Source organism: Micromonospora alfalfae (assembly GCF_022230925.1).
In the GTDB taxonomy this organism is placed as follows: Bacteria; Actinomycetota; Actinomycetes; order Mycobacteriales; family Micromonosporaceae; genus Micromonospora; species Micromonospora alfalfae.
Genome location: NZ_JAKKFH010000045.1, coordinates 380,287 through 399,888, shown reverse-complemented (window position 1 = coordinate 399,888; position 19,602 = coordinate 380,287). Strand labels below are relative to the sequence as shown.

Annotated in this window: 18 protein-coding genes; 10 read left to right on the top strand and 8 right to left on the bottom strand. The window is 71.9% G+C overall.

Annotated elements, in window-relative coordinates; all coding sequences use genetic code 11:
• The first annotated feature begins 259 nt into the window (after positions 1–259).
• Entirely contained in the window at positions 260–580 is a 321-nt protein-coding gene (locus tag MED01_RS30835; RefSeq protein WP_238671961.1) for a DMT family transporter, read from the top strand.
• Between the two features lie 55 nt (positions 581–635).
• Here MED01_RS30835 and MED01_RS30830 read toward each other — a convergent pair whose 3' ends face one another.
• The gene (locus MED01_RS30830; protein WP_238671960.1) at positions 636–2,012 is read right to left on the bottom strand and encodes a cellulase family glycosylhydrolase; all 1,377 of its coding nucleotides are present in this window, start codon (positions 2,010–2,012) and stop codon (positions 636–638) included.
• Positions 2,013–2,387: 375 nt separating this feature from the next.
• On the opposite strand from MED01_RS30830, the gene MED01_RS30825 reads away from it, so the two are divergent.
• From MED01_RS30825 to MED01_RS35915, 3 genes are read left to right on the top strand one after another with little or no spacing between them, the layout of a single operon-like run.
• Positions 2,388–3,350 (top strand): TIGR03557 family F420-dependent LLM class oxidoreductase, encoded by a 963-nt coding sequence (locus MED01_RS30825; RefSeq protein ID WP_238671959.1) that lies wholly within the window; start codon positions 2,388–2,390, stop codon positions 3,348–3,350.
• Complete coding sequence (locus MED01_RS30820) at positions 3,347–4,222, top strand: alpha/beta fold hydrolase (RefSeq protein ID WP_238671958.1); 876 nt, start codon at positions 3,347–3,349, stop codon at positions 4,220–4,222. Before MED01_RS30825 ends, MED01_RS30820 begins: the two co-directional genes overlap by 4 nt.
• A complete protein-coding gene (locus tag MED01_RS35915; protein ID WP_256443305.1) occupies positions 4,219–4,347 on the top strand; it encodes a hypothetical protein in 129 nt (42 codons plus the stop codon). Before MED01_RS30820 ends, MED01_RS35915 begins: the two co-directional genes overlap by 4 nt.
• A gap of 13 nt (positions 4,348–4,360) precedes the next feature.
• Here MED01_RS35915 and MED01_RS30815 read toward each other — a convergent pair whose 3' ends face one another.
• The 6 genes from MED01_RS30815 to MED01_RS30790 form a co-directional block, all read right to left on the bottom strand.
• A complete protein-coding gene (locus MED01_RS30815; protein ID WP_238671957.1) occupies positions 4,361–5,170 on the bottom strand; it encodes an endonuclease/exonuclease/phosphatase family protein in 810 nt (269 codons plus the stop codon).
• An 11-nt stretch (positions 5,171–5,181) separates the two neighbouring features.
• On the bottom strand, positions 5,182–6,672 hold the full coding sequence (locus MED01_RS30810; RefSeq protein ID WP_238671956.1) for a phosphatase PAP2 family protein: 1,491 nt from the start codon (positions 6,670–6,672) through the stop codon (positions 5,182–5,184).
• 69 nt (positions 6,673–6,741) lie between these two features.
• Entirely contained in the window at positions 6,742–7,743 is a 1,002-nt protein-coding gene (locus MED01_RS30805; RefSeq protein ID WP_238671955.1) for a YihY/virulence factor BrkB family protein, read from the bottom strand.
• Positions 7,736–8,740, bottom strand: a complete 1,005-nt coding sequence (locus tag MED01_RS30800) for a diacylglycerol/lipid kinase family protein (protein ID WP_238671954.1) — start codon at positions 8,738–8,740, stop codon at positions 7,736–7,738. The genes MED01_RS30805 and MED01_RS30800 overlap by 8 nt, the downstream gene beginning before the upstream one ends.
• Before the next feature lie 93 nt (positions 8,741–8,833).
• The gene (locus tag MED01_RS30795) at positions 8,834–9,412 is read right to left on the bottom strand and encodes a Clp protease N-terminal domain-containing protein (protein ID WP_238671987.1); all 579 of its coding nucleotides are present in this window, start codon (positions 9,410–9,412) and stop codon (positions 8,834–8,836) included.
• Positions 9,412–9,648 (bottom strand): HTH domain-containing protein, encoded by a 237-nt coding sequence (locus tag MED01_RS30790; RefSeq protein ID WP_007457155.1) that lies wholly within the window; start codon positions 9,646–9,648, stop codon positions 9,412–9,414. Before MED01_RS30790 ends, MED01_RS30795 begins: the two co-directional genes overlap by 1 nt.
• Positions 9,649–9,791: 143 nt before the next feature.
• Here MED01_RS30790 and MED01_RS30785 point away from each other — a divergent pair, with 143 nt between their 5' ends.
• From MED01_RS30785 to MED01_RS30760, 6 genes are all read left to right on the top strand, one after another.
• On the top strand, positions 9,792–10,331 hold the full coding sequence (locus MED01_RS30785) for a helix-turn-helix transcriptional regulator (RefSeq protein ID WP_238671953.1): 540 nt from the start codon (positions 9,792–9,794) through the stop codon (positions 10,329–10,331).
• The gene (locus MED01_RS30780) at positions 10,328–11,050 is read left to right on the top strand and encodes an ABC transporter ATP-binding protein (RefSeq protein ID WP_238671952.1); all 723 of its coding nucleotides are present in this window, start codon (positions 10,328–10,330) and stop codon (positions 11,048–11,050) included. Before MED01_RS30785 ends, MED01_RS30780 begins: the two co-directional genes overlap by 4 nt.
• A 1-nt stretch (position 11,051) precedes the next feature.
• Positions 11,052–12,815, top strand: coding sequence for an ABC transporter permease (locus MED01_RS30775; RefSeq protein ID WP_238671951.1), 1,764 nt, complete (start codon positions 11,052–11,054; stop codon positions 12,813–12,815).
• 102 nt (positions 12,816–12,917) lie between these two features.
• The gene (locus MED01_RS30770; protein WP_238671950.1) at positions 12,918–13,778 is read left to right on the top strand and encodes a universal stress protein; all 861 of its coding nucleotides are present in this window, start codon (positions 12,918–12,920) and stop codon (positions 13,776–13,778) included.
• A gap of 67 nt (positions 13,779–13,845) precedes the next feature.
• A complete protein-coding gene (locus MED01_RS30765; protein WP_238671986.1) occupies positions 13,846–16,239 on the top strand; it encodes a phosphoketolase family protein in 2,394 nt (797 codons plus the stop codon).
• Positions 16,200–17,099 (top strand): universal stress protein, encoded by a 900-nt coding sequence (locus MED01_RS30760; RefSeq protein ID WP_274526454.1) that lies wholly within the window; start codon positions 16,200–16,202, stop codon positions 17,097–17,099. The genes MED01_RS30765 and MED01_RS30760 overlap by 40 nt, the downstream gene beginning before the upstream one ends.
• A gap of 25 nt (positions 17,100–17,124) precedes the next feature.
• On the opposite strand, the gene MED01_RS30750 is transcribed toward MED01_RS30760, so the two are convergent.
• Positions 17,125–19,470 carry a heavy metal translocating P-type ATPase gene (locus MED01_RS30750; protein ID WP_308193581.1) on the bottom strand — a complete coding sequence of 782 codons (2,346 nt, stop codon included), beginning with the start codon at positions 19,468–19,470 and terminating at the stop codon, positions 17,125–17,127.
• Positions 19,471–19,602 lie beyond the last annotated feature (132 nt).

Genomic DNA, 19,602 nt, shown 5'->3' with positions numbered 1-19,602 from the left:
GCTTCCTTTGGAGCTGATGCCGTAAACGATTCACCCAACGGGACGGGTGCCGGGCCCGCGCGGCCGACTCGGATGTGACGGTGCAACGCCCGGTCCTCTGCGACGCCCGATTCGTTTGCGACATCAGCTCCAAAGGCGTTCGGTGACAGATGCTGGGCCCGCACCGACGGCACGCCGACGGGTCGGAAGGGTGAGGACATCGCCGGCACTAGCCTGGGGCGGCGACGCATTCATCGACCACGAAGGACCAAGGGGACGCATGGCGTACGTGCTGCTGGGGATCGCCATCCTCGCCGAGGTGGTGGCGACCAGCCTGATCAAGAGCACCGCCGGATTCAGTCGGCTCTGGCCGACGGTGGCGTGCCTCGGCGGTTACGCGCTGGCGTTCCTCCTGCTGGCCCAGGCCGTCAAGGAGATCCCCATTGGTGTGGCGTACGCCCTCTGGTCGGGTCTGGGCACCGCGGCCATCGTGGCGATCGGGGCGGTGTTCCTGGGTGAGTCGGTGGGGCTCGCCAAGCTCACCGGCATCGCGCTGATCATCGCCGGGGTGGTCATCGTGAACCTGGCCGGGGAGCACTGACCACCGCGGTCTCCGGTGGCCGGGTCCGACGGGGACCCGGCCACCGGTCCGACGGTCAGCTCGCCGTGCAGCTCACCACCGGCGGGCTGTTGGTGCCGGTCCAACTGCCGAGGAAGCCGAAGCTGGCACTGGACCCGGCGGCCAGCCGTCCGTTGTAGTCGGTGTTACGGGCGGTCACCGTGGTTCCGCTGCTGGTGAGGGCCACATTCCAGGACTGGCTGACGCTCTGGCCGTTGGCGAAGGTCCACTTGGCGCTCCAACCGGTGATCGCCCTCGCGCCAGCGGTCACCCGTACCTCACCCTGGAAGCCGCCCTGCCACTGGTTGGTCACCGTGTACGTCGCCGTGCAAGCACCGGCGGGCGGGGGCGTCGTCGGCGGGGGCGTCGTGGGCGGCGGCGTGGTAGGCGGGGGCGTGGTGGGCGGCGGCGTCGTCGGCGGTGGGGTGCCACCGAAGACGCTTGCCTCGCGGGCGGTCTGCCGGATGCCGTTGACGCCGTTGAAGAGGCGCTGACCCCAGTCGGTCAGGCTCGTCGGATTGAAGTTGGTGGCCAGGTCGAGATACTCGACGCCGCCGCCGTTGCCGCTCCACGACCAGCCCAGCCAGCCGATCCTGTTGGCCTGGCTGTACGCGAGGATGGCGTCCTCGTCCGGGTTGCCGTCGGAGTGGTTGAAGCCGAACTCACCGACCACGATGGGCAGCCCGGAGGTGCGGAACCGGCCCAGGTAGTCGCTGATCTCCGCGGCAGTGTCGAACACCCCGTACATGTGGATGGAGAACACGATGTTGCGGGCCGGGTCGGCGGCGAAGACCGAGGCGGCGTTGTCGCGCATGGTGAACGACCAGTCCTGCCCCCAGTTCGGCGCGTCCACCATGATCGTGTGGGTCAACCCGCCGGCCCGCAGGCGCTTGATCGCATTGGCGTTGTCGGTGGCCCACGAGGCGTAGTTCTGGTTGCCGTACGGCTCGTTGCCGATGTTGACGATGACGTACCTCTCCTGGCCGGCGAGGACGTCGGCGAGGCTGAGCCAGTAGTCGACGGCGCGGTCGAGGGTGATCGCGCCGCTCTGCTCGCCGTACCCGGTGGTGTCGTGCACCTCCAGCACGCAGATCAACCGGTTGGCCTTGCAGAGCGAGATGACGTTGGCGACGTCGGCGTTGGTGTTGCGGGTCCACCGGTCGCCGCTGGAGAGCACCACCCGCACGGTGTTCGCGCCGAGGGCCTTGACGTCGGCGAACGAGCTGGTCTGCTGCGGGTACCAGGTGTGCGCGTGGTTGACGCCGCGCATGACGAATTCGGCGCCGTTGGCGTCGTACAACTTGCCGCCAGCGACGGAGAAACCAGCCGCGGCGTGTGCCGGCTGGCCGAACGCCAGCACTGTGACGAGCAACGCGAGCACTGTCGCGCCAGCGGCGGAGAGTCGAATCTTCATGGCCTTCCTCAGGGAGGACCCCCGGTGCCCGACAGGGGTGGGGACGTGACAGGGGAAGGCGGCTGCAGCCCGGCAGCCGCGCCCGGCTCCCGGCGCAGGCATCAGCGTAGGACGATGGATTGGTCTTCGCAACCGGTTCAGTTGACGGGCCCGCAGCCCGGACAGCCGCAACGGCCCACGCGGACGCAGGCCGTCACGGGGCGGTCATCCCCACCACAGGATGTGCGCCACACCCGGCTCTTAACCGGTTAAGAGCGACGGTAGGCAGGCGGCCGGGATCCGTCAAGCACTGCGGCAGCCGAACCGGACGGGAGGGTTGACCGCCGTGCACCGGGGTATCCCGGGAACGATCCGTCAGCGAGAGGGGATACCAGGATGGTCAGCGTCGGCTACACCTTGATGAGCGAGCAGGCCGGGCCCAAGCAGCTGGTGGACCATGCGGTACGGGCCGAGGCGGCTGGATTCGACCAACTGGTGATGTCCGACCACTACTACCCCTGGCTGGACTCCCAGGGTCACTCCCCGTACGCCTGGTCGGTGCTCGGCGCTGTCGCTCACGCCACCTCCCGCGCGGAGCTGATGTCCTTCGTGACCTGCCCGATCCGCCGCTACCACCCGGCCGTGGTCGCGCAGAAGGCCAGCACCATCGGGGCGCTCTCGGACGGCCGGTTCACCCTCGGCCTGGGCGCCGGGGAGAACCTGAACGAGCACGTGGTCGGCGGCTGGCCGCACGTCCAGCAGCGGCACGAAATGTTCGAGGAGGCGTTGCAGATCATCCGGCCGTTGCTCAACGGGGAGACGCTGACCTTCTCCGGCAATCACTTCGACGTGCCCGACGCCTACGTCTGGGACCGCCCTGAACGGCCGGTGCCGATGGCCGTCGCCGCGTCCGGTCGACAGTCCGCGACGCTGGCCGCCGAGTACGGCAACGGCCTGATCTCCACCGAACCCGATCGGCACATCATCGAGATGTACGACGACGCCGGGGGCGCCGGCCAGCCCCGCTACGGCCAGGTGGCCATCTGCTACGGGCCCGACGAGGCCGAGTGCCGCAAGATCGTGCACGACCAGTTCCGCTGGTTCGGTATGGGGTGGAAGGTCAACGCCGACCTGCCCGGCCCGGAGTCCTTCGCCGCCGCCACCCAGTTCGTCCGCGAGGAGGACGTCGCCGAGGGCATTCCCTGCGGTCCGGACGTGGACGCGCACGTCGAGGCGTTCCGCAAGTTCGTCGACGCCGGCTTCACCCACGTGGCGATCATTCAGGTCGGTGGGGAGACCCAGCCGATGTTTCTGGACTGGGCGCAGGAGCAACTGCTGCCCCGGTTGCGCGAGCTGTGAACCGAGGCGCGGCACCCCGGCCGCCCGGGTCAACCAGCCGCAGCGCCGTCGGCCGGTTCGGGCCGGCCGAACTGCGGCTCGCCATGGCCGCGCCCCGGCCAGCCGGCAGGCTGACCAGCGAGTGGCGGGTCGTCGACGGATTGCGCACCCACACCCGCCGCAGCGCCGACCCGGGAACCGGGGCGCCACCCGTGGTGCTCGTGCACGGTTTGGCGGTCTCGCACCGGTATCTCACCCCGCTGGCCGTCGCCCTCGCCACCACCCATCAGGTGTACGTGCCGGACCTGCCCGGCTTCGGGCTGTCCGAACACCCCCGGGGCGCGTACGACGTCCGCCGGCACGCCGACCACCTGGCTGCCTGGCTGGCCACGTACCAACTGCCGCCGGTCTGCCTGTTGGGGCACTCGTTCGGCGCGGAAGTGGCCGCCGCGGTCGCCGCGACCCACCCCGACGCGGTACGCGCGCTGGTGCTGGCCGGACCGACAAGTGACCCGGCGGCCCGGTCCCGACGGGGCCAGTTCGGTCGTTGGCTGGTGGACAGCCTGCGCGAGGCGCCGCTACAGGCCCCGATCCTGGTACGGGACGTCTGGAACGCCCGGCCCTGGCGGGTCCTCGCCACGCTGTCGCACTCGGTGCGGAATGCGATCGAGGCGGACCTCGTCCAGGTCAGCGCGCCGACCGCCGTCGTGACCGGCGAACGCGACCCGGTCGTGCCGCAACGGTGGCGGGACGAGGCGACGCGGCTGGTGCCGGAGGCGGCCCTGGTAGTCGTTCCCGGTGCCGCGCACAACGTGGTCACGACCGCCCCAACTGCCGTCGCGGACGCGATCCGGCACCTGCTCGCCCCTCAGCCCGCACTCACGGACAGGTGACCATCATGCGCTTCGGCAACACGGAGATCCGCCCGCTCGGCGGGGGCCTCGGCTGCCTCCTGATGATCCTCTTCTCGATCGTGGCCTCGGTGGTGCTGACCGTCCTGTTGAATCTGGTGCTCTGATGGCCCGACGGCTTCAGCCCGGCGACAACTCGAGCGTGGCGAGCAGCGGATAGTGGTCGGAGGCGGTGGCTGCCACGCCGTCGCGGAGCACCCGACAGTCGTGCGTGCGCTGCGCCACCGCAGGGCTGCCGAGCAGGTAATCCAACCGCATCCCGGCGAACTCGGCCCCGCCCAACCCAGTGGGCACTGTGTGGCCGGCGGCCTCCGGGGCATCGGCGTTGCCTGACGGCCAGAGGTCGACAAGGCCGGCCGCGAGCAGCCGGGCGATCGCGCGGGTGTCCACCGTGTCACCGGAGCGACGCAGGTGCCGCCGCCGGTAGAGGGTGGGCATACCGGCCAGCCGGGCGGTGTGGTCGACGGTCGGGTCGAGTGAGTTGAGGTCACCGGCGACCAGCGTCAGCGGACCGTGGTTGCGACGCATCGCGGCGACCAACCAGTCGACCTCCATCCGCCGCCGGCCCCCGGAGTACGGGTAGAGGTGGGTGCCGAGCACAGTGAGCGGGCCGGCGGACGTGGCCACCACGACGCGGGCGGCGGCGTGGTGGAACGGACGACGCACCGACCCGGCCTCGACGACCCGGTACGGCGACCGGACCAGCACCGCCACCGGCTGCCCGAAGCAGGACCGGGCCAGGTGGGCTGTCATCCCCAACCGGTCCGCCACGGTGGTCATCAGCCCGTCCCGGTCGAAGCCGCGCAACTCCTGCAGGGCCAGCACGTCCGGTGCCTGCTCGTCGACGACCTGGACCACCTGATCCAACCGGTCGGGGCCGCCGCGATCCCGGCCGCCGGTGCGGATGTTCCAGGTCATCACCCGCAGCACGACGGCGGCGCCTAGTCGGCTCGGCCGGCCCGCGCCAGCTCGTCGTCGAGGGTGTCCACGTCCTCCGACTCGATGGCCGGTTGGTTGCCTTCCTTCAGGTCCTCGTTGGGGCGGATCACCAGGTAGAGCAGGCCGATCCAGAGCGCGGAGAGCAGGATCGCGCCCATGAAGTCGGTCGGGTGGTGCATCCCCCGGTACATCCGGGAGGTGGCCACCCCGACCGGCATGAGCACTGCCAACCCCACGAAGATCCAACGCCACCACCGGTCGGTACGCGGGAAGACGATGAGGGTGATCGCCAGCCAGACGCAGATGGTGGCGGCGATGTGCCCGGACGGGAACGACGAGGTGGGCATCTGCCCGTCAAGGTTCTCCACCGGCGGACGCGGCCGGTCGATCGCGCGGGCCGACGCGAGGAAGAGCGTCAACTCCCCCACCATCGCCAGCGCCACGAAGAGCACCGGACGCCAGCGCCGCCACACCGCCAGCACCAGCGGGCAGAACACCAGCGAGATCAGCAGGATGGCATGGGTGTCTCCGAACTTGCTCCACCACCAGCTGACGTCGGTCAGCACCTCGGTGTGCCGCTCGGCGAACCACTGCGGCACCTTGGTGTCGAGGGTGTCGAAGAAGGTGCCCTTGGCGTGGTAGCTGACGTACGTGCCGAAGCCGTACAGCGCCCCGAACACGATCACCCAGCCGACCAGCAGCTCGGCCACCGCCGAGCGGGGATGGGCCAGCACGTGTTCCTCGGCCGGGGCGGGGGCGATGTCGTGCCCCGCCTCCGGCTCCAGGCCCTCGGTCAGCGGCGGCACCGGCCGCCCCCGCTCCCGCCGCCACAGCCGGAAGGCGTACGCGGTGACGCCCAACCAGGCGGCCCCGAGCAGCCAGGCGGCCAGTACGTCGGAGACGAAGTGCACGCCCAGCGCGATCCGGGTCAGCCCGACCAGGAGCACCAGCAAACCGGCGCCGACGATGGCCGGCTTACGCCAGCGGGGCGCCATGGCCGGCAGGAACACCAGCAGCAGCGCTCCGTACGCGACGAACGAGCCGAGCGCGTGCCCGCTCGGGAAGCTGTTGCCGGGCGCACTGGCGATCGGCACGTCCACGACCGGGCGGAGCCGGCCGACGAGCGTCTTCAGTGACGGGTCGAGGATCAGACCACCGACCCCCGTGATGATCAGGTAGACGGCGAGCCGGGGCTGGCGCCGGATCAGCAACCCGACGACGGCGATGGTGACCAGCCAGATGAGGATCGGTCGGCCGCCCAGGTCCGTCACCGCCTGGAGCACCGTGACCAGCGCGTGGTGCGGGGCGACGAGGCCGTTGAACCACTCGGCGAGACCGTGGTCGACGTCCTGCAACGGGCTCCACTGCACCCGGACGAGCAACAGCAGCAACCCGAAGGCCACCCCGGCGCCGGTGACGGCCACCAGACCGGCAATGCTCCGCTCGGCGAAATGACCGAGCGGACGACGCGCCACCTCTTTGACCGCGGTCACCCCGCACCTCCCTTATCTGTCTGGCGAGGCGCTTTACCCGATCTGCGTCCGTCGTACACGCCGGTGCCGTCAGAGCGCCGACATGTCCCCGGTGTCGTACAGCTCGGCGCGGTCCGGGTCGGGCTCCCACAGATCCGGTTGGGCGGGCTCCCGCGCGCCGATGCGCAGCGCCTCCAGTTGGGCGGCGAAGGCCAGCCCACCGAAGAGCGCCATCCCGGTCAGGTTGGCCCAGAGCAGCAGCGCCATCATGCCGGTCAGGGCACCGTAGGTCTGCCCGAAACCGTCACTGAACCGCACGTACGCGGCGAGCAGCAGGCTGGCCAGCCACCACAGCGCCGTGGCGATGCCGGCGCCGAAGAACAGCCAGGACAGGCCGGGCTGGTTGCGGCGCGGAGCGTGTCGGAACAGCACGGCGACGGCGACGATGGTCAGTCCGAGGCTCAGCGGGAAGCGGATCACGTCCCAGATGCCGTTGGCGAGTTCGCCCCACTCGTAGTGTTCGCGGACCGAGTCGCCCATCGCACTGCCGCCGACCAGGATCAGGAAGCCGGCGAGGGCGGGCAGGCCAGCGGTGACGGCCAGCACGGCGGCCCGCAGGTATTTGCGCAGTGCCGGGCGGTCCCGCTCGACGCCGTAGATGCGGTTGGCGCCCCGTTCGATCTGGGCCATCGTGGTGGTGAGCGCGAACAGGCCGGTGAGCAGACCGAGGGTGAGCGCCAACTCCCCGGCGTCCTCGACGCGTTCGCCCTCGCCGAGCAACTCGCCGACCATCTGCGCGCTCTGCCCGGGGGTGAGCGCCAGCACGGTGTCGGCGACCACCTGGCCGCCCTCCTCGACGCCCAGCTCGCTGATCAGGCCGGTGAGGGCGATCAGGAACGGCACCACGGCGAGGCAGAGTTGCAGCGCGAAGGCCCGGGAGTGGCTGAACCCGTCGCCGTAGCGGAACCTGATGAACGCGTCCCGCAGCAGGTGCCAGCCGCCCTGCCCGCGCAGTGTGTGCCAGGCGTCGTCGGCGGACAGCTCCTCGTCGGCCATCAGCCGGGTCTCCGGCACGATCCGGGTACTACTCACGGCGGGCTTCCTCGATCAGCTGCTCGCCCCGCTCCCCGGCACCTTGCGCGTCGACGGCCAGGTCGGGGGCGCCCTCGGGCTGGGGGACGCAGAGCCAGAGCGCCTGCGGTCGGACCTCCGCCCGCAGTTGGCGACCCGGGGAGATCAGGTCGCCGTCCAACTCCCGAGGTTGCGCCCGGTTGCTGGTGACCACCACCCGTCGGCCCCGGAACACCTCCAGCTGCGGCACCTGGCCGCTGCGGCGGATCACCGCCCAGCCGAGCGCGAGCCAGTGCCGCAGGTTGCGCGGGGTGAGCACGGCGACGTCGAGCCAGCCGTCGTCCGGCTCGGCCTCGGTCAGCAGGGTCACGCCGCCCTGCAGGCGACCGACGTTGGCGATCAGGACCGAGCGGGCCCGGCGGCGCACCGGCGGGCGGTCGTCGATGCGGATCTGCACCCGCATCGGCCGGTCCCGTAGGTGCCGGGCGGCACCCACCACGTACGCCGGCCAGCCGATGCGGGCCTTCGTGGTCTCGTTCGTGGCTTCGAGCATCTGGGCGTCGAAGCCCATGCCGGCCATCACTGTGAAGTATCGGTCCTCCACCGCGCCGACGTCGAGCAGCCGTCGGCCGCGTTCGACTGCGATCTCCAGCCCGGCGGCCAGGTCGGTGGAGAGGCCCAGGTTGGCGGCGAGCAGGTTGCCGGTGCCCTGCGGCAGCACGGCGAGGGCCACGTCGGTGCCGACCAACCCGCTGACGCAGGACATCACGGTGCCGTCGCCCCCGCAGGCGAAGACCAGGTCGACGCCGTCCTTGACGGCCTGCTCGGTCTGGCCGCGACCGGGGTCGTCGACCGTCGTCTCGTACCACTGCGGCGCGGGCCAGCCGGCCGCGGTCAGGGCGTCGTCGACGGTGCGGCGCAACTCGTCGAGATCGTCGACCTTGACCGGGTTGACCACCACGGCGGAGCGCAACCCGCCGTCGCCGCCCGAGGGCCGCCTGTCCTGTCCAGCATCCACGGCGCCAGTGTGCAGCACCCGGGCGGCTTCAGCGACCCGGCGAGCGGCGCGCGTCGGAAGTGCCACAGACAGGTTTCAAGACGGCCCCACCCGTCAGGCCGCCGCCCGCAGTGCCAGCTCCACCCGTCGGCGCAGATCGTCGAGGTCGACCCCGGACTCGGTGAGCACCAAAGCCCCCAGCCCGTGCCCCTCCCGGAGCACCCCGAGCAGGATGTGTTCGGTGCCGATGTGCTTGTGACGCAGGCGCAGGGCTTCCCGCAGGGACAGCTCGAGCACCTTCTTGGAGCGGGCCGAGAACGGGCCGCCGAGGTACCGCTTACGTCCCCAGCGGCGGCGCGGCGCCGGCACCGCCTCCCGTAGCGCGTCCGGGCCGAAGGACTCCTCGATGCGGGCCACGATCGCGGCCAGGTCGATGCCGATCTCCCGCAGCGCCGCCGCGTCCGCGTCGCCGAGGCCGGCGCCGCCGCTGGCGGTGTGCCGGTGGATGCGTTCGCGCAGGTCGTCGGCGCGTACTCCGGCGTCGGCGAGCACCCGGCTGGCCAGCCCGGCGTCGTCGGCGAGCAGGGCGAGCAACAGGTGCTCGGTGCCGACCGGGCGCTGGCCCTCGACCCGCGCCTCCTCCAGCGCCCGTCGCACCACGTCGCGCGCCCGGTCGGTGAACCGTTCGAACATCACGCCTCCCAGGATGAATTGACCGCCGGTCGCCCGGCGTGCTTCTTGTGCACTGCCTGCCGGCTGACCTCGAGCGCGTCGGCGATCTCCTGCCAGGACCAGCCCTGTCGTCGGGCGTTGTCGACCTGGACCACCTCAAGCCGCTCGAGTAGCCGGCGTAGCGCGCGGACGGCGCGCAGCCCGACCCGGGGGTCGGTGCTGCCGGCTGCCGCCGCGAGTTCTGTCGCCTGACTCATGCCGTCAACATACGTTGACAGTGTGCCTGTGTCAACGCATGTTGACGAACGCTTGCCCGATTCCGCCCGCCGCACCCACACCCGACTTGACAGTGCTATAGCTAGCCGTTATCTATTAACGATCTAGATGAAGGACGTGCTCGGTGCAGGACGTGGTGCTGGCCATGCTGGCCAAGGAGCCGGCGCACGGATACGAGCTGCGCAGCCGGCTGCGTGCCGCGCTCGGCCCGCTGGGCGAGGCGATGAACGCCGGGCAGATCTACGTGACGCTGACCCGCCTGGGCAAGGCAGGGCTGGTGACCTCGCAGCGGGCCGAGGGCCTGCCGGATCGGCCCGAACGCCGGGTGTACGTGCTGACCCCGGAGGGGCAGCAGCGGGTCGCCACCTGGCTGGCAGAAGTGAACTGGCCGAAGCCGGACCTCGCGGAGTTTCACCTCAAGTTGGTGGCTGCCGCTACCGCCCGGCTGGCCGATCCGGTGACCCTTGTCGACGCGCAACGGCGTGAGGTGCTGCGCCGGCTGCGCGACGCCCAACGGGCCGCGTTGGACCGGTCGATGGATCCGGTCGCCGGGCTGCTGCTGGAGGGTGTCGTACTGCGGCTGCGGGCCGACCTGGAATGGCTGGAGGCGTGTGAACGCCTGTGGGCCCAACATGATCCAACCGGGCGGAAGGCGGGGGCGTGACCGGGTCGACGGTGTTGCAGGCGCGTGGGCTGAGCATGTTGTACGGCGGCGAGCGCGCGCTGGTCCGAGCGGTCGACGAGGTCGACCTGAACGTGCCGGCCGGACAGTCGCTGGCGGTGATGGGGCCCAGCGGCTGCGGCAAGTCCACCCTGCTGTACCTGCTCGGCGGGCTGCAGCGCCCGACCGACGGAGAGGTGTGGCTGGCCGACCGCCGGATCGACACGATGAGCGAACGGGCCCTGGCCCGGCTGCGGCGTGACAGCCTCGGGTTCGTCTTCCAGTCGTTCCACCTCATGGACGAACTCACCGCGGTGGAGAATGTGGAGCTGGCCGCGCTGCTGGCCGGTCAGTCACCGGGGCGGGCCCGCAAGCGGGCGATGTACCTGCTGGACCGGGTGGGGCTTGCCGACCGCGCCCGGCACCTGCCCTCGGCGCTGTCCGGTGGGCAGCGCCAGCGGGTCGCCATCGCCCGCGCACTGAGCAACGAGCCGCTGGTCGTGCTGGCCGACGAACCCACCGGCAACCTGGACAGCGCCGCCACCCTGGACGTGCTGCGGCTGTTCGAGGAGCTGCGCACCGCAGGACAGACCCTCGTGGTGGTCACCCATGACCCCCGCATCGCCGCGGTCGCCGACCGGGTGATCGCCATGCGTGACGGCGCGTTCGTCGACGACGTTGCCAGCGCCGCCACCGGCACCCTCTACGACGGGCGGCGCTGACATGGCCGGCCGCCTCCTGCTCGTCTGCCGACTGCTGATGCGGGACCTGCGCCGCCGCCGAACCGAAACCATCCTGCTCCTGACCGCGATCACCGCCGCCACCGCGACACTGACAATCGGCCTCACCCTCAACGAAATCGCCGACCGGCCGTACCAGCAGACCCGGAGGGCCACCGCCGGCCCAGACGTGATCGTCACACCCCGGGCCACCGGCCAGGCCGCATTGGACGAGCTCGCATCGCTGACCACCAAGGCCGGCGTCACCGACCACAGCGGCCCCTTCCCGATCGCCTACCTGACGATGACGGCCCGCGGCAGGTCCGCGCACACCGTCGTAGCGGGCCGGGACACCACACCCGCATCGATCGACCGACCCGCCGTGACCGACGGCACCTGGGTGCGCCCCGGCGGCGTGGTCGTCGAGCGCGCCTTCGCCGACGCCCTCGGTATCCGCACCGGCGACACTGTCAACATCGGCGGCCATCCGCTGCGCCTGATCGGGACCGCGGTCACCGCCGCGAGAGCGACGTACCCCTACGCCGGGTGGCACTACCCCGGCGGCATCCTGGTCGAGCGCGGCGGCCTGGTCTGGGTCGACCGCAGCGACATCGCCACGCTCGCGGGCAGCCAGCCACTGTCGTACACCCTCAACCTCAAACTCGCCGACCCGGCGGCCAGCAGCACGTACCCCATCGGCGACCAACTGACCACCTGGCAGGCGATCAGCCAGCTCAACGGTCGGCTGTACAGCGACGCGCAGATCGCCCTGCTCGTCGGCAGCTGGCTACTCAACGGCCTTGCGCTGGCCGGCGTCGCCGGCATCGTCGCGGGCCGGATCATCGGCCAGCGCCGCCGGGTGGGACTACTCAAAGCCGTCGGCGCCGGACCGGCCATGATCGCCGCCGTCCACCTCGCCGAGTACCTCGCGATCGGGCTTGCCGCCGCCGCGACGGGCCTGGTCGCGGGCTGGCTCGCCGCACCCGCGCTGATCCGCCCCAGCGCCGGACTCATCGGTTCCGTCAACGCCCAGCCACCCGCGCCGCGCATGGTAGTCACCGTCACGGTCCTTGCCCTCGCGATCGCTGTGGCGGCGACTCTGGTGCCGGTGTTGCGCGCCGCCACCACCAGCACCGTTCACTCGCTGGCCGACGCCGCAACGCCACCGCGGCGCCGGCGGTGGCGCATCTGGTTGTCGCGGCGGCTGCCCACCGCCCTACTGATCGGGGTGCGCATCAACGCGCGCCGACCGCGCCGCGCCCGGCTGGTCACCGTGAACACCCTGATCACCACGACCACGCTCGTCGGCATTCTCATGGTCAACACCCAGGCGGTGCACTTCGACCTCGGCTACACCGAATTCGCCAATCCCCGGGTGGAACGGGGCGAGCAGGCCACGCTCGTGCTCACCGTCGTGCTGTGCGTCCTTGCGCTCATCAACGCCGTCGTGAGCGCCTGGAGCGCAGTCCTCGACGCCCGGCAGCCACTGGCCGTCGCGCGGACGCTCGGTGCGACCCCCGCGCAGGCCGGCCTGGGCCTGGCGGCAGCGCAACTGCTTCCCGCCATACCCGGCGTCGCCGTGGGGATCCCGGCCGGCGTCGGGCTTGTTACGTTCGTCAGCACCGGGGAGGTCCAGTACCCACCCCATTCCTCGCTGCTCGCCACCGCGCTCGGAGTCCTGCTCGCCATCGCCGCGCTCACCGCCATCCCCGCGATGATTGCCACCCGGCGCCCGGTCGTGGACACACTCCGGTCCGCACCGACCTGACCGCCGAGCCATCCGATCCCGCCCGCCGCCGTGCCCATCCGACTACCCTCGGTCAGGGACAGCTTGGTCGTGCCGGGCGCGACGCCCGGGAGGTGATATCGGATGGCCGCACCCGCCGACGCAGCGGTGCTGGTCGGCCTCGGCTCGGAACTCGACCTCCCGGTGGTCGAAGAGGCCGCGCAGGAGGCCGCCGGACACGGCCGGCCGCTACACCTGCTGCACACCTTCGACTGGAGCGCGGCCTTCGCCGCGGACACCGTCGCCGCACCCCGCGACCAGGCCGAAAAACTGATCACCCGCGCCGCCCAGCTCGCCCATCAGACCGAGCCGGGGCTGACCGTACGCGGGGAGATCGTCGAGAGCTCCGTGCTGCCCACCCTCATCCGCCGCTCGGAGGGCACCTTCCTGCTGGCCGTCGGCGACAGCGGCATGGCGGGCAGCGGCCAGTGCGTTCCCGCCGAGACGACTGCCGTGCAGTTGGCCGCACGCGCCGGCTGCCCCCTGCTGGTGGTCCGACGTGAGCCGCCGCCGCAGGGCCCGGTGCTGGTGGGCGTCGACGGCTCCCCCAGCTCACACCTCGCCCTCCAGTGGGCCGTGGAGTGCGCGGCCCGCCGGGGTGCCCGACTGCTGGCGCTGCGGGTGGTCGAGTACGACGAGGACACCGACGCGGTAGCCGAGCAGCTCACTGAGGCACTGGCCCGGCACACCGGCCGCGACAACACAGTGCCGACCGAGTGTCGCGTGGTACGCGGCGACCCCGCCGAGGTGCTGATCGACAGCTCCCGCAACGCGCAGGTGGCGCTGGTCGCCGCCCGCGGCGACGAACCGGGCCGGGCCATGCTGGGCGCTGTCGCCCAGTCCCTGCTCTACCACTCCCCGGCCCCGGTGGTCGTCGTCCGCGGCCTGGCCGAGGCGCCGCTGACCGGGTCCGAGGCCCGACCGACGCGGGACCAACGGCCCTGACCCGGGGCGTCCGCAGCGGCCAGGCTGGACGCCGGACGCCCCACTCCTACCCGCGAGAGGCAGCATGATGGAGACCGCTCTCGACGTGCACCCCACCCTCACCGACGACGAGCTGCGCCGGCTGGACGCCTACTGGCGCGCCGCGAACTACCTCACCGTCGGGCAGATCTACCTGCTGGACAATCCGCTGCTACGCGAGCCGCTGGCGCCCGACGACATCAAACCCCGGCTGCTCGGACACTGGGGCACCAGCCCCGGCCTCAACCTGATCTACGCCCACCTCAACCGGGTGATCGTGGCGCGCGACCTCAACGCCATGCTGGTCACCGGCCCCGGCCACGGCGGTCCGGCCATCGTGGCCAACACCTGGCTGGAGGGCACCTGGTCGGAGCGCTACCACGACGTGGCCCGCGACGAGGCCGGGATGTCCCGGCTCTTCCGCCAGTTCTCCTTCCCGGGTGGCATCCCCAGCCATGTCGCTGCGGACGTGCCGGGTTCGATCCACGAAGGCGGCGAGCTCGGGTACGCGTTGAGCCACGCCTACGGCGCCGCGTTCGACCATCCGGACCTGCTGGTGGCCTGCGTGATCGGCGACGGCGAGGCGGAGACCGGGCCGCTGGCCGGCAGTTGGCTCTCCGACGTGTTCCTCAACCCGGCGCGCGACGGCGCGGTGCTGCCCATCCTGCACCTCAACGGCTACAAGATCGCCAACCCGACAGTGCTGTCCCGGATCCCCGAGGCCGACCTGCTCGACCTCATGCGCGGATCCGGCTACCAGCCGTACGTGGTGGCCGGTGACGAGCCCGCCCGGGTGCACCGGACCCTCGCCGCGACGCTGGACCGTGTGCTGAGCGAGATCGCCGAGATCCAGCGGCGGGCCCGCTCCGGAAGCGTCGTCGAACGTCCCCGCTGGCCGATGATCATTCTGCGGACGCCGAAGGGCTGGACCGGCCCGCGTGAGGTCGACGGCACCCAGGTGGAGGGCACCTACCGCGCCCACCAGGTGCCGCTGTCGGGCGTCCGCGACAACCCGGCACACCGGGCCGAGCTGGAGCACTGGCTGCGCAGCTACCGGCCGGAGGAGCTGTTCGACGCGACAGGCGCGCCGGTGGAGGAGCTGCTGACGCTGCCGCCGCGCGGTGACCGGCGGATGAGCGCCAACCCGGTCACCAACGGCGGTGTGGTGCTGCGCGACCTGACCCTGCCGGACTTTCGCGACTACGGCGTGGAGGTACCCGAACCGGGTACGCCGGTCGCCGGCGCGACGGGGGTGCTCGGCCCCTGGATCCGCGACGTCATCAGCGCCAACCCGGAGACGTTCCGGCTGTTCGGCCCGGACGAGGTCGCGTCCAACCGGCTGGGTGCGGCGTTCGAGGTGACCGACCGGGCCTGGGTGGCCGCCACGGTGCCCGGCGACGACCACCTCTCCCCCGACGGGCGGGTCATGGAGGTGCTCTCCGAGCACCTGTGCCAGGGCTGGCTGGAGGGCTACCTGCTGACCGGCCGGCACGGCGTGTTCACCAGCTACGAGGCGTTCATCCACATCGTCGACTCGATGCTCAACCAGCACGCCAAGTGGCTGAAGGTGACCCGGGCCATCCCCTGGCGACAGCCGATCGCCTCGCTGAACTACCTGCTCTCCAGCCATGTCTGGCGGCAGGACCACAACGGCTTCTCCCACCAGGACCCGGGCTTCATCGACCACGTGGTCAACAAGAAGGCCGAGGTGGTGCGGGTCTATCTGCCGCCGGACGCCAACACGCTGCTCGCCACCATGGACCACTGCCTGCGCAGCCGGCACTACATCAACGTGGTGGTGGCCGGTAAGCAGGCCGCCCCGAACTGGCTGACGATGACCGAGGCGATCCAGCACACCCGGCGTGGCCTGGGCATCTGGGAGTGGGCCAGCAACGACGGCGGCACCGAGCCGGACGTGGTGCTCGCCTGCTGCGGAGACGTGCCCACCCTGGAGACGTTGGCCGCCGTCGAGCTGCTGCGTCAGAACCTGCCGACGTTGAAGGTGCGCCTGGTCAACGTGGTCGACCTGATGCGACTCCAGCCGGACACCGAGCACCCACACGGCCTGACCGACAACGAGTTCGACACCATCTTCACCGAGGACCGGCCGATCATCTTCGCGTACCACGGTTATCCGTGGCTGATCCACCGTCTCACCTACCGTCGCACCAACCACGAGAACCTGCACGTGCGCGGTTACAAGGAGGAGGGCACCACCACCACCCCGTTCGACATGGTGATGCTCAACGACCTGGACCGCTTCCACCTGGTCATCGACGTCATCGACCGAGTGCCCGGGCTGGCCGCCAGCGCCGCGCACCTGCGCCAACGGATGGTCGACGCCCGACAGGCGGCCCGCGACTACACCCGCCAGTACGGCGAGGACGACCCCCAGGTCGCCGAATGGCGCTGGGTCCGCGAAACCGACCCGACCACCCCCTGAAGGAGGACGACGTGCGCGACGCGGAGATCCTGGTCGGCTACGACGGCTCCACCGACGCCTCGGTGGCCCTGAACTGGGCCGTGGAGGAGGCGCGGCACAGCGGCCAGCCGGTGCGGCTGGCGTACGTCTTCGAGTGGCTGACAGTGGCCAGTTGGGTCGGCCCGGGCGTGGCCCCCGGCGTGTGGCCGGACGACACCGCCCGCCGGCAGGTCGAGGACCTCGTTCGCAGGGCCGCGGCGGACGCCACCGCGGCAAACCCCGGGCTGCGGATCACCGGCGAGGTGTACGACGGGCCGCCCGCGCTGGTGTTGCAGGAACGCTCGGCGGAGGCCGGGATGCTGGTACTGGGCAGCCGGGGTCACGGCGGCTTCGGCGGCCTGCTCGCCGGGTCGACGGCGGTCTCGGTGGCCGCGCACGCCCACTGCCCGGTCGTGGTGGTCCGCGACGGGCCCTCGGTCGCCGCGCCGGCCGGCCCGGTGGCGGTCGGTGTGGACGGTTCGGAACCCTCGCTGGTGGCGCTCGGCTTCGCGGTCGAACGGGCGGCGCAACGGCGGACGCCGCTGCGCGTCCTGCACGCCTGGACCCCGGGCCCCGGCGGGGCGGCCGGGGTGCCCGACGAACGGGCCGCCGTGGAACAGGCGCTGGAGCCGTGGCGGCGGACGTTCCCCGAGCTGGCGGTAACCGTCGACCTGGTGCCGACGAGCCCGGCGGCGATGCTGATCGAGGCGAGTCGGGACGCGCGGCTGATCGTGGTCGGCAGCCGAGGCCGGGGCGGGCTGGCCGGCATGCTGCTCGGCTCGGTCAGTCAACAGCTCATCCAACACGCCAACTGCCCGGTCGCCGTGGTTCGCGAACGCTGACCGCGGCGGGCGCCCGGGTGGCGGTTCACCGCCGCGCAGGCGTCGGGTCCGACGGGTCGAGGGAGAAGAACTCCTCCTCTTCCTGGGCCAGGTGCAGGCGCAGCAGCGCGTCCAACCCGTAGAGGGTGGCCAGCAGGTCGGGAACCTGATCGGGACGCAGCCGGCCGTCGGCGATCTGGGCGAGTTGGGCGCCGAGCAGATCCACCTGGCGGCGAATCTCCACGTGCGCCCGGCTCATCGTCGAAGTCGCCTCCCCGCTGCCCAGCGGGGAGGCCAGCGCGGGGTAGAGCTGTCGCTCCTCGGCAGCCTCGTGCGGCAGCACCCGCTCGGTCAGCCGGCGGTGCGTCTCGCGTACCGCCGGCACGCACCTCGGCGAGGCCGGGTCCGTGGCGACCAGGTCGGCGCTGTCCCGCAACCCGGCCCGTACGTCGCGGACCGCCTGGTGTTCCGCCGCGTAATGGGCGAGCAACTCCCGGGTACGCGCCGGGACGTCCCGCCGGCGCAGCCCTCCCCGCAGTGCCCGCAGCGCGTTGAGGATCACCAGCACGTCGATGCCCTCCTGGAGGAACGCGCCAGCGACCGGGGGCAGCCGACCGGCCGCCGCCACGAGCATCGCCAGCACGGCCAACCCCATCCCAACGGTGGCGCTCTGCACGGCGATCCGCCGGGCGTACCGGGCGATCTCCACCACGTCGGCGAGCCGGTCCAGCCGGTCCACGGTGAGCACCGCGTCCGCCACGTCCGCCGAGGCGTTCGCGCCTGTCGCACCCATCGCCACGCCCACGTGCGCCTCGGCAAGCGCAGGAGCGTCGTTGACCCCGTCGCCGACCATCACGGTGACCGCCCGGTCGGCCTCCGCCCGGACCCGGGCCACCTTCTCCTGCGGCGTGCAGCGGGCCAGCACGTCGTCCACCCCGACCATCGCCGCGACCTGCGCGGCGGTGGTCGGCTGGTCGCCCGTGACCAGCACGATCCGCCGCAGCCCCGCCGCACGCAACCGACGCACGGTCCGGCGGGCGTCGGGGCGCACCGGATCCTCCAGCAGGATCGCGCCGAGCGGTCCGCCCTCGTCGCTGACCCACACCGCTGACCAACCGGCCAGCTCGGTGCGGGCCCGCGCCCGGTCCGCCCACTCGGGCAGTTCCCCGGTGAACTGACCAACCCGGACCAGGCGCCCGTCGACCCGGCCGCTGACTCCCCGTCCCGGCTCCTCGGTGACGCCAGTCGGCTCGGTCAGTGTCAGCCCACGATCGCGGGCCTGCCGAACCAACGCAGTGGCCAGCACGTGCGGCGACAACTGCTCGACCGAGGCCGCGAGGCGCAACACCTCGTCACGATCACCACCTGGGGCGACGACGGTCTCGGCGGCGCGCGGACGGCCGGCGGTCAGAGTGCCGGTCTTGTCCACCAACAGCGTCCGCGCCCGGCCGAGCAGTTCCAGCGCGCCACCGTCGCGGACCAGCACCCCGCGCCTGGCCACCCGGGACAGGCCGGACACGATCGCGATCGGCGTGGCCAGCAACAGCGGACAGGGGGTGGCCACCACCAGCACCGCCACCGCCCGCACCACGTCGCCGGAGAGCAGCCAACCCAGCCCGGCCAGGACCAGCGTGAACGGCACGAACGCGGCGGCGTACCGGTCGGCCAGCCGCACCATCGGGGCCTGGCGGGCGGTCGCCTCCTGGGCCAGCCGGACGATCCCGGCGTACGTGCTCTGCGCCGCGTTCTTCGTCGCGCGCATGCCGAACCCCGCGCCGGCGTTGACCACACCGCTGGCCACCACCTCCCCGGCCGCCCGCTGGACCAACCGCGACTCCCCGGTCACCACCGACTCGTCCAGCGTGGCGGCCTCGTCGACGGTTCCGTCGACCGGCACCACGTCCCCCGGGCCCACCAGCAACCGGTCCGCCACCGCCACCTGGTCCAGCGGCACGACCTCGATCGCGCCGCCGGGCCCACGCCGACGGGCGGTACGCGGAGCGCGCGCCAGCAACGCCCGCAGGTCGCGGGTGGCCCGGCGCTGCGCATACGACTCCAACGACCGCCCGGTCGCCAGCATCACGGCGATGACCGCCCCGGCCAGGTACTCCCCGACGCCGAGCGCACCGGCCAGGGCCAGCACGGCGATCACGTCCACCCCGAAGCGCCGGTGCCACAACGCGCGCAGCATCGACCACGCAGCCGGCAGCAGCGCGGCCACCGTGACGGCCGCCCAGATCAGGTTGGCCGCGCCCGGCCGGCCGGCGATACGTAACGCCGCGCCGGCCAGCACCCCGATGCCGAGCCCGACGAGTGGAGTCCAGGCCCACCACCGCCGAACACGGCCGCGGACCGGCTGCTCCGGTACGCACCTGGTCGGCTCGGCCCCCACCTGCGCATCGTCGCAGCCGGAGGGCTCCGAGCGGCCCTCCCCCGGATGTTTCGTCCGGTGGACGTACGTCGTGGCGGTGCGTCGAACCTCGCTCGGCGGGCGTAACGGCCCGGCGAGGTCGGGACCTGTGGC

Bases quoted from the DNA above. Each gene is read 5' to 3' on its own strand.
- MED01_RS30775 (WP_238671951.1), top strand. From the start codon at position 11,052: ATGGCCGGCCGCCTCCTGCTCGTCTGCCGACTGCTGATGCGGGACCTG.
- MED01_RS30765 (WP_238671986.1), top strand. From the start codon at position 13,846: ATGGAGACCGCTCTCGACGTGCACCCCACCCTCACCGACGACGAGCTG.
- MED01_RS30770 (WP_238671950.1), top strand. From the start codon at position 12,918: ATGGCCGCACCCGCCGACGCAGCGGTGCTGGTCGGCCTCGGCTCGGAA.
- MED01_RS30795 (WP_238671987.1), bottom strand. From the start codon at position 9,412: ATGTTCGAACGGTTCACCGACCGGGCGCGCGACGTGGTGCGACGGGCG.
- MED01_RS30760 (WP_274526454.1), top strand. From the start codon at position 16,200: ATGGCGCTGGGTCCGCGAAACCGACCCGACCACCCCCTGAAGGAGGAC.
- MED01_RS30790 (WP_007457155.1), bottom strand. From the start codon at position 9,648: ATGAGTCAGGCGACAGAACTCGCGGCGGCAGCCGGCAGCACCGACCCC.
- MED01_RS30835 (WP_238671961.1), top strand. From the start codon at position 260: ATGGCGTACGTGCTGCTGGGGATCGCCATCCTCGCCGAGGTGGTGGCG.
- MED01_RS30830 (WP_238671960.1), bottom strand. From the start codon at position 2,012: ATGAAGATTCGACTCTCCGCCGCTGGCGCGACAGTGCTCGCGTTGCTC.
- MED01_RS30825 (WP_238671959.1), top strand. From the start codon at position 2,388: ATGGTCAGCGTCGGCTACACCTTGATGAGCGAGCAGGCCGGGCCCAAG.